This is a genomic window from Candidatus Kosakonia sp. 282A-S69 (genome assembly GCF_029433855.1).
Lineage (GTDB): Bacteria > Pseudomonadota > Gammaproteobacteria > Enterobacterales > Enterobacteriaceae > Kosakonia > Kosakonia cowanii_A.
This window is the reverse complement of the sequence record NZ_JAROAU010000003.1, coordinates 1049124-1062472: the sequence shown is the minus strand read 5'-3', so window position 1 is coordinate 1062472 and position 13349 is coordinate 1049124. Positions and strand designations below refer to the sequence as shown.

The 13349-nt window shown below is 59.1% G+C and carries 12 protein-coding genes; 3 read left to right on the top strand and 9 right to left on the bottom strand.

Annotated features, from left to right (window positions below):
- Positions 1–7 precede the first annotated feature (7 nt).
- From PU683_RS10690 to yegS, 3 genes are all read left to right on the top strand, one after another.
- Positions 8–739 carry a tetratricopeptide repeat protein gene (locus PU683_RS10690; RefSeq protein WP_277171442.1) on the top strand — a complete coding sequence of 244 codons (732 nt, stop codon included), beginning with the start codon at positions 8–10 and terminating at the stop codon, positions 737–739.
- A gap of 117 nt (positions 740–856) precedes the next feature.
- Entirely contained in the window at positions 857–2218 is a 1362-nt protein-coding gene (gene trhP, locus PU683_RS10685) for a prephenate-dependent tRNA uridine(34) hydroxylase TrhP (protein WP_277171441.1), read from the top strand.
- 251 nt (positions 2219–2469) lie between these two features.
- Entirely contained in the window at positions 2470–3372 is a 903-nt protein-coding gene (gene yegS, locus PU683_RS10680; protein ID WP_277171440.1) for a lipid kinase YegS, read from the top strand.
- 520 nt (positions 3373–3892) lie between these two features.
- Here yegS and PU683_RS10675 read toward each other — a convergent pair.
- From PU683_RS10675 to thiM, 9 genes are all read right to left on the bottom strand, one after another.
- Positions 3893–4666: an ABC transporter ATP-binding protein gene (locus tag PU683_RS10675; RefSeq protein WP_277171439.1), complete on the bottom strand. Its 774-nt coding sequence runs from the start codon at positions 4664–4666 to the stop codon at positions 3893–3895.
- 10 nt (positions 4667–4676) lie between these two features.
- The gene (locus PU683_RS10670) at positions 4677–5540 is read right to left on the bottom strand and encodes an ABC transporter ATP-binding protein (RefSeq protein ID WP_277171438.1); all 864 of its coding nucleotides are present in this window, start codon (positions 5538–5540) and stop codon (positions 4677–4679) included.
- Positions 5512–6417, bottom strand: coding sequence for an ABC transporter permease (locus PU683_RS10665; RefSeq protein WP_277171437.1), 906 nt, complete (start codon positions 6415–6417; stop codon positions 5512–5514). Before PU683_RS10665 ends, PU683_RS10670 begins: the two co-directional genes overlap by 29 nt.
- A complete protein-coding gene (locus PU683_RS10660) occupies positions 6414–7451 on the bottom strand; it encodes an ABC transporter permease (protein WP_277171436.1) in 1038 nt (345 codons plus the stop codon). The genes PU683_RS10665 and PU683_RS10660 overlap by 4 nt, the downstream gene beginning before the upstream one ends.
- A complete protein-coding gene (locus tag PU683_RS10655) occupies positions 7448–9076 on the bottom strand; it encodes an ABC transporter substrate-binding protein (RefSeq protein ID WP_277171435.1) in 1629 nt (542 codons plus the stop codon). Before PU683_RS10655 ends, PU683_RS10660 begins: the two co-directional genes overlap by 4 nt.
- Positions 9077–9173: 97 nt before the next feature.
- Positions 9174–10328, bottom strand: coding sequence for a mandelate racemase family protein (locus PU683_RS10650; RefSeq protein ID WP_277171434.1), 1155 nt, complete (start codon positions 10326–10328; stop codon positions 9174–9176).
- Positions 10329–10555: 227 nt separating this feature from the next.
- Positions 10556–11608 carry a class I fructose-bisphosphate aldolase gene (fbaB, locus tag PU683_RS10645; RefSeq protein WP_277171433.1) on the bottom strand — a complete coding sequence of 351 codons (1053 nt, stop codon included), beginning with the start codon at positions 11606–11608 and terminating at the stop codon, positions 10556–10558.
- A gap of 153 nt (positions 11609–11761) precedes the next feature.
- A complete protein-coding gene (thiD, locus tag PU683_RS10640) occupies positions 11762–12562 on the bottom strand; it encodes a bifunctional hydroxymethylpyrimidine kinase/phosphomethylpyrimidine kinase (protein WP_277171432.1) in 801 nt (266 codons plus the stop codon).
- Entirely contained in the window at positions 12562–13344 is a 783-nt protein-coding gene (gene thiM, locus PU683_RS10635; RefSeq protein ID WP_277171431.1) for a hydroxyethylthiazole kinase, read from the bottom strand. Before thiM ends, thiD begins: the two co-directional genes overlap by 1 nt.
- Positions 13345–13349 lie beyond the last annotated feature (5 nt).

The following is a 13349-nucleotide window of genomic DNA, read 5'->3' as shown; positions in this document are numbered from 1 at the left end:
GGAAGGGATGGTGAGGAAATTTACTTACGGCGCGCTGGCGCTGATATTCGCGGCCTTCGGTTGCCAGGCAGAGATTACCGAAGCGCAAATTAAGGCTGACTGCGCCAAAATCAGCAGCTACGCCAAACAGGGCGAGACATTTTACAAAGCGAAAAACTACCCGAAAGCGCGGGAAGCGTTCGAGCAGCAGGCCGCCTGGCAGGAGCAGTGCGATGCCAGCGACCAGAACTTCCAGGATGTGCTACAGGCTACCGCCTACAACAACGTGGCGCTGACCTGGATCCGCCAGGGTGAGTACCGCAAAGCGCAGGCGTGGCTGACCATCATGCCGGATGACGAGAAGTCAAAATATAATCTGTCGCGCATTCAGGACAAACTTGACGCGCTACCGAAGCCAACCTCGCCTGCCGGCGAGTACTGGCAATACTCCGGGCGCAGCGACTTCCAGATCCTGAAGCTGACATCGCAGGGCAACGACACCTACAAAGCCGACTGGCAGGGTGCCTACTACGGTCTGATGGGGCTTTACTCCGGGCCGAACATCGGCGAGTTCAGTGAAAAAGTGACGCTCAAAGCGGGTAAAGGCGATATCGTTATTTCGGATCTCGGCACGACCTGTACGATTTCGCTGGCGCTTTCGCCCGATGGAAAAAGCCTCGCCGTTAAAACCGACAATCCCGACAACTGCGCTTTTGGCCATAACGTCAGCGCCGACGGCACCTATCTGCGCGTCAACTGAGACGCCGGTTTACTCCCCCGGCGCGCAGCGCTACAATTCCCGCCCTAAATTCAGGGGAACTCCCCTGCCGCCCCATGAGAATGGGGCGATCTGACCTGTCATCAGAATGAGATCATCATGTTTAAACCGGAACTTCTCTCCCCCGCGGGAACGCTGAAAAATATGCGTTACGCTTTCGCTTACGGCGCGGACGCCGTTTACGCCGGCCAGCCGCGATACTCGCTGCGCGTGCGTAATAACGAATTCAATCACGAAAATTTGCAGATCGGCATTAACGAAGCCCACGCGCTCGGTAAGCAGTTCTACGTGGTGGTGAATATCGCGCCGCACAACGCCAAGCTGAAAACCTTCATCCGCGATCTGCAACCGGTGGTGGAGATGGGGCCGGACGCGCTGATTATGTCCGATCCGGGGCTTATCATGATGGTTCGTGAACACTTCCCGCAGATGCCGATCCACCTCTCCGTACAGGCCAACGCCGTCAACTGGGCGACGGTGAAATTCTGGAAACAGATGGGGCTGACGCGCGTGATCCTCTCCCGCGAACTGTCGCTGGAGGAGATTGCCGAAATCCGCGCCCAGGTGCCGGAGATGGAGCTGGAGATCTTCGTCCACGGCGCGCTGTGCATGGCCTACTCAGGGCGCTGCCTGCTGTCGGGCTATATCAACAAACGCGATCCGAACCAGGGCACCTGCACTAACGCCTGCCGCTGGGAGTATAACGTGCAGGAGGGGAAAGAGGACGCCGTTGGCAATATCGTGCATGTTCACGAGCCGATCCCGGTACAGAACGTTGAGCCGACCCTCGGCGTCGGCGCGCCGACTGATAAGGTGTTTATGATTGAGGAGGCGCAGCGTCCGGGCGAGTATATGACCGCCTTTGAAGATGAGCACGGCACCTACATCATGAACTCAAAAGATCTGCGCGCGATTGCCCACGTTGAGCGTCTGACGCAGATGGGCGTGCACTCGCTTAAGATCGAAGGCCGCACCAAATCCTTCTACTACTGCGCGCGCACCGCGCAGGTCTACCGCAAAGCGATTGATGATGCCGCCGCGGGCAAACCCTTTGATACCTCACTGCTGGAGACGCTGGAAGGGCTGGCGCACCGCGGTTACACCGAAGGATTTCTGCGTCGTCATACCCACGATGATTACCAGAATTACGAGTACGGCTACTCGCTCTCTGAGCGCCAGCAGTTTGTCGGCGAGTTCACCGGCGAGCGTAAAGGCTGCCTCGCTGCGGTGCGGGTGAAAAATAAGTTCTCCGTGGGCGATAGCCTCGAACTGATGACGCCGCAGGGTAACGTCAACTTTACGCTGGAGCAGATGGAGAGCGGCAAAGGTGAAGCGATGTCCGTGGCACCGGGAGATGGTTATACCGTGTGGTTGCCGGTGCCCCAGGATATGCCTCTGGAGTACGCGCTTTTGATGCGTAATTTCACTGGTCAGACGACAAGAAATCCGCACGAAAAGTAATTTAGCAGGGTTATTTTTACGCTGCGAAGATTCTTAGAATCGGATCACACACCGCCACGTTTAATACGGTTATTATGCACTCCGCTGAAAAAACATAACCCATAAATGCTGGCTGTACCAGGAACCACCTCCTTAGCCTGCGTAATCTCCCTTACGCAGGCTTATTTTTTTCTCCCTTTATCTGCTTTTTCCACGCCTTCGCTTTTCCTGAGATACACTTTCGTCATGGATTTTTTGTCAGGACGAAGAGAATGAGTACATTTCCCACAAGCTTATTGATCCTTAACGGCAAAAGCGCCGGTGACGAGCAGCTGCGCGAAGCGATAAATCTGCTGCGCAATGAGGGTATGGAAATTCAGGTGCGCGTCACCTGGGAAAAAGGTGATGCCGCGCGCTATGTCGCAGAAGCGCAGCAGCTTGGCGTCGCCACGGTTATCGCTGGCGGCGGCGATGGCACCATCAATGAGGTGGCGACCGCGCTGGTTAACTGCCCGGGAGAGCATAAACCGGCACTGGGGATCCTGCCGCTGGGCACCGCCAATGATTTCGCCACCAGTACCGCCATCCCGGAAGCGCTGGATAAAGCCTTGCAGCTGGCGATTGTCGGTAAAGCGGTGCCGATTGATATTGCGAAAGTGAATAACGAGACCTGCTTTATCAATATGGCAACGGGCGGTTTCGGTACGCGAATAACCAGCGAAACGCCGGAAAAACTGAAAGCCGCGCTCGGCGGCGTCTCCTATCTTATCCACGGCCTGATGCGCATGGATATGCTGAAATCTGACCATTGTGTGATTCGCGGCGAGGATTTTCACTGGGAGGGCGATGCGCTGGTGATCGGCATTGGTAATGGTCGCCAGGCCGGCGGCGGTCAGCAGCTCTGCCCGGAGGCGCTGATTAATGACGGGCAGTTGCAGCTGAGGATTTTTACCGGCGATGAGCTTATTCCCGCCCTCTTCACCACGCTGACTCAGCAGGAGGAAGATAATCCGCATATTATCGACGGCCACTCAGCGTGGTTTGAGATCAGCGCGCCCCATGAGATCACCTTTAACCTCGACGGCGAACCGCTGCGCGGTGAGCATTTCCGCATGGAGGTGATCCCCAGTGCGTTGCAGTGCCGACTCCCGCCGGATTGTCCGTTATTAAAATAAGTTTTATCGGTGAACCTAAACCGTAGGCCGGATAAGCGTTTACGCGCCATCCGGCATTATCTCTGCGACACCTTTGCCGGATGGCGGCTGCGCCTTATCCGGCCTACCAAAACGCGCTTTCAGCGATACTGGTGCGTTTTTTATCTGCAATATGACAGCGAGGGATTGTGTCCCCGCTGAAATCGGCGAACCGAAGCGTGAATGACAAGGTCTGGACGCCATGGATGGCGGACAGAGGCGAACCGAGACAGGATGTCGAGTCGAGCCGGCCGCCGTCAGGCTCGCGGGAGGTGAGCGTAGTGCGCAGCACCGATTTCCTCGCGGGGCCGCGGGGATTGACAAGGGGAGCGCGGCAGCTCCCCTTGTCCCGTTCACCGCACCGGTGATAAAAATATTCTGCCACACGCCTGGTGAACGGAACCCTTCCACCAGTGCAACATGCCGAAATGATTGCCGGATGGTGCGTAAACGCTTATCCGGCCTACGCGGTTTCAGCAGCGTTATTACCGGCAATCGGTGCTTAATACGCCGCCACCTCGCGTGCCATCTCGCGGCTATATTGCTGGCTGGCGTTCACCAGCATCTGCGTGTAATCCGATTGCGCCGCCCCGCTGACCAGCGCCTCCACCGTTAAGGTTTCAAGGATCTTGCCATGCTGCATCACCGCCACCTTCTGGCAGAGATGGGCAATTACCCCCAGATCGTGCGTCACCATCAGATAGGTTAACTGCGACTCCTGGTGCAGCGCCGCCAGCAGATTGAGGATCTCCGCCTGCACCGAGACATCCAGCGCCGAGGTTGGCTCATCAAGCAGCAGCACCCGCGGCTCCAGGATCAGCGCCCGGGCAATCGCCACGCGCTGACGCTGTCCACCGGAGAGCTGATGCGGGTAGCGCTCGCGAAAAGCGCGGCTTAAGCCAACTTTATCCAGCAGCGTGTTGATGCGCCGGTCGCGATCGTTAATGCCGTGGATTTGCAGCGGCTCTTCAAGAATATCGCCAATCGTATGGCGCGGATGTAGCGAGCCGTAAGGGTCCTGAAACACCATCTGCACCAGCCGACAGCGCGGCCGGCGGAGGCGCTTCTCCAGCCGCTGACCGTTAATCGCCAGTTCGCCATCCCAGTGGGTAAAAAGCCCCGCGAGGCACTTCAGCACCGTGGTTTTGCCCGACCCCGACTCGCCCACCAGGCCATAAATCTCCCCAGGCTGCACGGCAAAGGTGACATCGCTCAGCACCTGGTTGCGCTTCTCCCCTTCGCCAAACGCCAGGTTCAGGTGGTTTACAGTAATCATATGGCTCTCCTCACTCGCCCAGCCAGCTGGCCTGGCGCTGCAACACTGGCAGCACCGGACGACGGTTGTGAATCTCCGGCAGGGCGTGGATCAACCCCTGCGTATAGGGGTGCTGCGCGTTATCGAGATCTTTGGCGGCGATAGACTCCACCACCCGCCCGGCGTACATCACCAGCACGCGGTCGCAGAAGCTGCGCACCAGGTTGATATCGTGGCTGATGAAAATCAGCCCCAGCCCGCGCGATTTGACCAGATCGTCCAGCAGCCCCAGAACCTGCAAACGCACCGACACATCCAGCGCGGAGGTCGGCTCATCGGCAATCACTAACTCCGGGTCGGTGATCAGCATCATGGCGATCATGATACGCTGCCCCTGCCCGCCGGAAATCTCATGGGGGTAGAGGTGGTAGACCCGCTCCGGCTGGCGAATACGCACCACATCAAGCATCTCCAGCACTTTCGCTTTTGCCGCCTTTTTTTGCCCCGGATGATGAGTAAGCCAGGCTTCCGCAATCTGATCGCCAACGCACACCACCGGGTTCAGGGAGTATTTCGGGTCCTGCATAATCATCGAGATACGTTTACCTCGCACCTGGCGCATCTGCGCCTCGGTAACCTGGCGCAGATCGATATCGCCAAACTGCATGCGCTCGGCGGTGATCCGCGCTTTTGCCGGATGCAGGCGCAGCAGGGCGCGCCCGACGGTGGATTTACCGGAGCCGGATTCGCCGACAATCGCCAGCTTCTCCTGACCGAGCGTAAACGAGACGCCGCGCACCGCATGGGTGATCGCGCCGGCGTTGACGAAATCGACGTGCAGGTTGCGCACATCGAGAAGCGGCGAGTTATTCGCTGCGGGGATCGAGGATGTCACGTAAACCGTCTCCTAAGAAGTTGAACGCCAGGCTGTTGATCAAAATCGCCAGCCCCGGAATGGTCACTACCCACCAGCACTCCATCATGTAGGTGCGCCCGCTGGAGATCATCGCCCCCCACTCCGGATCGGGCGGCTGCGCGCCAAGGCCGAGAAACCCAAGCCCGGCGGCGGTCAGAATGATGCCCGCCATATTCATGGTGATACGGATAATTACCGACGGCAGGCAGAGCGGCACAATGTGTCGCCACAGCACGCGCAGCGGCGAAGCGCCCTGCAACCGCACCGCCGAGATAAAATCGGCCTGGCGCAGCGACAGGGTTTCCGCCCGCGCCAGCCGCGCAATGGGTGGCCAGGCGGTGAGCGTAATAGCGATCACCACATGCTCAAGACCGGGGCCGAGGGCCGCGACAAACGCCAGCGCCAGCACCAGGCTCGGAAAGGAGATAAAGATATCGGTGACGCGCATCAGCACCATATCGACTTTGCCGCCAAAGTAACCGGCGGTGACGCCAAGCAGCAGACCAAGCGGGCCAACGGTGACGGAGACCAGCAGCACGATATAGAGCGTAATGCGCGAGCCATAGACCAGACGGCTGAAGATATCGCGCCCGAACTCATCGGTGCCGAACCAGTGGGCGGCACTCGGCGCGCTCAGGGCGTTGTTGAGATCCATCACCAGTGGGTGATAAGGGGCAATCAGCGGCGCGAAGATCGCCACAATCAGCAGTAGCAGGAGAATGCTGCCGCCAATGGCAGTCAGCGGGTTGCGCGCCATTTTACCGATAAACCCCGCCGTGCGCCCCAGGCCACGCTTAATGCGCTGGCTGCGCTCGCGGCGGGCGACCGCAACAGGCGAATCGAAGGAGACCGTCATGATTTCGTCCTCGGATCAAAGAGTTGATAGAGCATGTCGGAAAGCAGGTTCAGCAGCACAAAGATCACCCCCACCAGCAGCACGCAGCCCATCACCGCATTCATATCCCCGAGCAGCAGGCTGCCGGTGAGATAGGAGCCGAAACCGGGCCAGGAGAAGACCGTTTCGATCAACACCGCCCCTTCCAGCAGCGAGCCGTAGGCCAGCGCCACCACCGTCAAGAGCTGAACGAGAATATTGCGAAAGGCGTGATTCCAGATCACCTGCCGCTCGGTCAGCCCTTTTACCCGCGCGGTGATGATGAACTCCTGCGAGAGTTGCGCCAGCATAAAGCTGCGCGTCATGCGGCTAATATAGGCCAGCGAGTGAAAACCCAGCAGCGAGGCGGGTAGCACCAGGTGGTTAATCGCATTCCAGAACACCTGACCGTTGCCCGCCAGCAGCGCATCGACGGTAATCAAGCCTGTGCGACGCGGCACGAGGCCATCGAGCCCCAGATCGAGCCGTCCGGCGCCGCCGACCCAGCCGAGCCAGGCGTAAAACAGCAGCAGCCCCATCATGCCGACCCAGAAAATCGGCGTCGAGTAACCGGCAAGGCTGATGATGCGCACCACGTAGTCCGCCACGCTGTTGCGCCGTGCCGCCGCCAGCACGCCAAGGGGAATGCCCAGGCCGGCACCGACGATAATGGCGAAGGTCGCCAGCTCCAGCGTCGCCGGGAAGACGCGCAGAATATCGTCCAGCACCGGTTTGCCGGTCAGCAGCGCATTGCCCAAATTGCCGTGCAGCAGGTTATTAAGGTAGATACCAAACTGCGTCATCAACGACTGATCAAAGCCGAGCTGGTGGTAAACCTGCTGGTAGGTGCTGTGATCGGCATCGGGGCCGACTATCGCCAGCACCGGATCGACCGGCATCACGCGGCCAATAAAGAAGGTCAGCAGCAGCAGCCCAAACAGGGTGATCGCCACCTGAGTGAGGCGCGTCGACACCCGCCGGGCCCGCGAGCCGGGGGCAAGCAGTAGCATACTCATGGTTTCTCTCCTTCAGCGCCGTCGCGTTTGTAGACTTCACGCAGAAAGGTGGTTGCCGACGGATGGGACTGGAAGTTTTTCACCTCATTGCGCACCACCACCGAATCGACCATTTGTGACAGCGGGATCAGCGCCGGGATCAGCTGGTCATAACGCACCTGAATTTGCTGATAATCCGCCTTCTGTTTCTGCGGATCGCGCTCCAGCAGCGCCTGGTCAATCATCTCGTTGAGCGGTTTGTCATAAAAACTGGTACGCCAGCCCTGGAAGTTGGTCAGTCGGGCTTCGTCGCTGTTATCGGGGTTATAGACCAGCGCTCGCAGGCTGGAGTGCGGGTGCGGTTCGACGCCGCTGCCACCGCGCCCGACCAGCATGTCGAACTTACGCTCACGCATCGCACCGTAGATCTGGTTCCCGGTGCCGGTGATGATTTTGGCGTTGATGCCCGCCTGCATCAGCGTCGACTGCACGGCAATGGCGATATTAAGAAACGGTTGATCGGCCAGCACGCGCAGCGTGGTGTCAAAGCCCTGCGGGTAGCCCGCTTCCGCCAGCAGCTTTTTAGCGCGTGGGATATCGAGCCGGTAGCCGGGGTCCGGCAGCGTCGACGGCATTCCCGCTTTAATCGGCCGCTGGTGCAACACCCCGTAGCCCGGCATCAGCGCGTTATTGATACCCTGGTAATCAATCAGGTAGCGCACCGCTTCGCGTACCTTCGGGTTGGCGAAGTGCGGCTCTTTCATGCTCATCGCCACGTAATAGACCGTGCCCTTCTGCACCGCCTCGACGGTAACGTTGGGATCTTTTCGCAGCGCATTGATATCCGATACCGCCATGTTGTTAGCAATATCGAGATCCCCTTTCGCCAGCATCAGGCGCAGGGTTTGCGACTCCTGAAAATGGCGTAGCACCACGCGGCTCAGCTTCGGCTCTTCGCGCCAGTAGTGGGGGTTACGCTTCATGCGCAGCACATCTTTCGCCTGCCAGGTCTCCAGCATAAAGGGCCCGGAGCCAGCTTCGTTGGTGGTCAGCCAGCGGTTACCCCAGTCGTTATTTACCGCGTGACCTTGCACCGTTTTACTGTCGAGCACGCCAAGATTGCCCAGCGCGCCGAGGGAGTAGAGCACCAGCTGGGGATCATTGGCTTTCGGCAGCCTGATCTCTACCGTGTAGGGGTCCGGGGCGCTGATCTGCTGGTCGATATTCTTTTTACTGAAACCGTAGGATTTCCATACCGACGCCTGCGCGAGGTTAAGGTGCAGAAGCCTGCGCATCGACCAGACCACATCCTCTGCGGTTAAGGGGTTGCCAGAGTGAAATTTCACGTCGTCGCGCAGATGAAAGATCAGGGTTTTGTCATCCGGGCTGATGCTCCAGCTTTTTGCCAGCGCCGGTTTGACGTTAGTCAGCTCGTTAGCATCCAGCTCCACCAGCGAGTCGTAGAGATTGACGACGATACCGACGACTTCGTTACCCGTCATCGCCGCCGGATCGAGGGTCAGTAGATTGTTCATGTTCATGCCGATGATGAGCTGATCGGGCGGCGTTTTTGCGTATGCCGCGCCGCTGCCCACCATCAACGAGAGCGCGAGTACGCACGCGCCCACGCGGGAGGTTTTTTTCATCTCTCTGTCGCCTGTAGGGTACGTTTTACCGGCGGGAATCAGCTCCCAAACCGGCCTACGTGTCCCGAAAGTCAGTGCTCCCGGGCATTGTTATTGTTCAGTCGTGGCTGACGGTGTTGGCTTCGATAAAGGCAAAGTTGATATCCTCCCCGAGTCCCGGGCGCTGCGGCAGATGCACAAATCCCTCATCATCCATCGGGTCAACGATGCTGTTGAGATAGGCGGCGGGCTGATCGTAATCGAGGAACGGGTGCAGCAGGCCACGCTCATACCAGCGGCAGTTGCGGATCGCACCGATAACCGCAAGGCTTGCCGCACCATTGCCGTGCACTTCGCAATCCATGCCGAAGGATTCGGCGAGATTCGCCACTTTTAGCGTCGGTGAAATGCCGCCCACGCCGTTCGCACCGGCGCGCAGGATGTCGCAGGCACCCGCTTTTACCCAGTCAGCACGGCTGTGGTGTTTTCCGCCGAGGCTCTCCGGGCCGATAATCGGGATCGACAAATTCCCGGCAAGCCAGGCATAAGAGGACATGCTCTCCTCCTCCATCGGCTCTTCAAACCAGGCAAAGTTGAGCTTCTCCAGCTCCTTACCAATCCACAGCGCTTCGGTACGGCTGTACCAGTGGTAGCCATCAATCATCAGATCGATATCGGGCCCGACCGCCTCACGCACCGCGGCGCAGGCTTTGATATCCATTTTCGGGTTTGGGGCAAATTTCACTGGCGGCATCCAGGTGTGCAGCTTGATCGCTTTATAGCCGCGCGCCACCAGCGTTTCGGCAAAAGCCGCGTACTCTTGCGGCGTGGAGAGACCGCCTTCGAGATCGTCGCCGCACATGGTGCTGCCGTAAGCCGGGACTTTATCGCGGTAGCCACCGAGCAGCTTATAGACCGGCATATTGAGCTTGCGACCAATCAAATCCCACAGCGCCTGCTCAACGAACGAGAGCGCGCGCTCGGTCAGTTGATGGGCGCTGCCGCGCTGCCAGTGCACCAGATCCTGCCAGATGCGCTCGCGGTTAAAGGGATCCTGGCCGACCATCACTTTGCGGAAGAACGCAGTAAGCACGAATGGACGAACCACTTCCGGTGGCGCGAATGAGTAACCGGTGCTGCCATCGTCCGCGGTGATGGTTAACATCGCCATCTTCGCCTGTGTCTCCGGCCCCGGATGGGAGTGCCCGGCGCTGTCAGAGACCCGTCGCGTGGGGTGCTGAAAGACGGTGACGTTTACAGATTCAATTTTCATTGCGTATCCTTGAGTTTTGAAAAGCTGTTTCAGAACAAAATATATGCACAAAATCTGGTCACATCCTCGGACAAATAGCGCTAAGCAGCGACCATTTTTTGGGCATGCGCACAAGGATGCGTGATACTTTTCACAAAAGGTTACGGAAATGTGATCGGAGTCCGTGGGGGGAAGTGGCGCAGGAGAGAGAAAACCCCCTTCCTGGCGGAAAGGGGTAACGACCGGGATCAGGCGATGGTGATCTTCTCGTCGAGATAGACATCCTGCACGGCGTTAATCAACTTCACGCCGTCGGCCATCGTTTTCTTGAACGCTTTACGACCCAGGATCAACCCCATGCCGCCGGCACGTTTATTGATCACCGCCGTACGCACAGCCTCGGTGAGATCCGCCTCGCCGCCGGAAGCACCGCCGGAGTTGATAAGCCCCGCCCGCCCCATATAGCAGTTGGCTAACTGGTAGCGCACCAGATCGATCGGGTTGTCGCTGGTTAGCTTGCTGTAGACCCGCTCATCGGTATAGCCGAATTTCACCGCGTTATAGCCGCCGTTGTTCTCCGCCATCTTCTGCTTCACGATATCCGCGCCAATGGTGGCGGCAATGTGGTTTGCCTGGCCGGTGAGATCCGCTGAAACGTGGTAATCGACGCCATCTTTCTTAAACGCGGAGTTGCGCAGATAGGCCCACAGCACCGTGACCATCCCCAGTTCGTGCGCGCGCTCAAAGGCGGCGGAGATCTCTTCAATCTGCCGACGGGATTCCGGCGAGCCAAAGTAGATGGTCGCACCGACCGCCACCGCGCCCATATTGAACGCCTGCTCGACGCTGGCGTAGTAGGTCTGGTCATAGGTGGTCGGGTAGCTGAGGGTTTCGTTATGGTTGAGTTTCACGAGGAACGGAATGCGGTGGGCATAGCGGCGAGAGACAGAAGCCAGCACGCCGTAGGTTGATGCCACACAGTTACAGCCCGCCTCAATCGCCAGCTCGACAATATTTTTCGGGTCAAAGTAGAGCGGATTGGCAGCAAACGACGCGCCTGCCGAGTGCTCAATACCCTGATCGACCGGCAAAATGGAGAGGTACCCCGTGCCTGCCAGCCGCCCGTGGTTGTAGAGCGTCTGCATGTTTCGCAACACCGCAGGCGGGCGGTTGTTGTCGATCATCACGCGGTCGACGTAGTCTTGTCCGGGCAGATAGAGCTGGTCAGCAGGAATGGTCATGCAACGGTGTTGCAGAAGGCTGTCGGCGTCTTTGCCAAGTAACTGCACAATATCAGTCATTACAATGCTCCCGTAAGCTTGCGCTTCGCGAATTGGATTGTCCTTACCCACCTTGCCTGGCGATGGGCAAACTAAGCCTGGTACTCTGGCGCCAGAATGTCCACCGTCAGGTTTTTTTTCAGCTTATTCTGCTGGCACGTTTCGGTTTCTGATTTACCACCACTGATGGAAGTGATGAACCGGGCCAATCCCCTCACCCACTTCAAGGGTATCGGCCTGCGCCAGCGCAGCGGTCAGCCACTTTTTCGCCTCTCCAACCGTTTCAGCCCAGCCGGTGTGGCGCGGCCGCAGCGCTGCCAACGCCGCCGAGAGCGTACAGCCTGTGCCGTGGGTATTTTTTGTCGCAATCCGCGCGGTGGTAAAGCGCTGCGCGCCGTCACGGGTGAAGAGCCAGTCAGGGCTTTGCGCATCCTCCAGATGACCGCCTTTCATTAACACCGCCTCGCAACCGAGCGCCAGCAGGGCTTCGCCCTGCTGATGCATCTCCCGCTCGCTGCGCGCGTGGGGCGCATCTAACAGCGCCGCCGCTTCCGGCAGATTGGGCGTGATAAGCGAAACCTGCGGCAGTAAATGCTGGCGCAGGGAGGCAACCGCCGATGGGGATAGCAGCGGATCGCCGCTTTTCGCCAGCATCACCGTGTCGAGCACCACATTGCGCACCCGGTAATGGCGCAGCCGCTCCGCCACCGCTTCCACAATATCCGTTTCCGCCAGCATGCCGATTTTGGTGGTGTCGATGCGCACATCGCTCAGCACCGAATCCAGCTGGGCGGCAACGAACTCAGGCTCAATGCGCAAGAGTGATTGCACGCCGCGGGTGTTTTGCGCCACCAGCGCGGTGATCACCGAGCAGCCATAAGCGCCCAGCGCCGAAAAGGTTTTCAAATCCGCCTGGATCCCCGCCCCGCCGCTCGGGTCGGTGCCGGCAATGGTTAAGGCATTAATCCGTTTCATCACTCCCCCTCCCCGTCTACCGCCAGCGCATCAAGAAAGGCGGGAACGAAACTGCCAGGGCCAGCGCTCTGCTGCATCGCGCGGCTGCCCGCCTGCTTCATTATCCGGCAGGCTGAGGCAATGTTAAGCCGGCGCTCGCCGGGCAGGGCGCAACAGGCGGCCACCACGGCCGAGAGCGCGCACCCGGTGCCGACCACGCGGATCATCAGCGGATCGCCGCCGCTGACGCTCAGGGTTTCGCGACCATCCGTGATGTAATCAATCTCACCGCTCACCGCCACGACTGCGCCGGTCTGTTGCGCCAGCTGCTGCGCCGCGGGCAGAGCCGCCAGTGCGCTGTCGGTGGTATCGACGCCGCGCCCGCCACATGACATACCGGCCAGAGCCAGGATTTCAGAGGCATTGCCGCGAATGGCGGCCGGTCGCAGAGCGAGGAGTTGCCGGCAGAAGCGGGAACGGAATGTGAGTGCGCCAACGGCAACGGGGTCGAGTGTCCAGGGGGTTTGTGCGCGGTTGGCGCTCTCAATGGCGGCGCGCATCGCTTCAGCGCGTTCGCGCGTCAGCGTGCCGACATTGATAAGCAAGGCATCGGCGATGGCGCTGAACTGCTGCGCCTCTTCGCTATCGATTACCATCGCTGGCGAGGCACCGAGCGAGAGCAGCACGTTGGCGGTGAAGGTTTGCACGACGTCGTTCGTCATGCAGTGAACCAGGGGAGAGTGTGTGCGGAGTTGCTGTAACGCGTGTGCAGCGTGCACAGGATCAAGCAGGTCAGGTTGCATCTTTT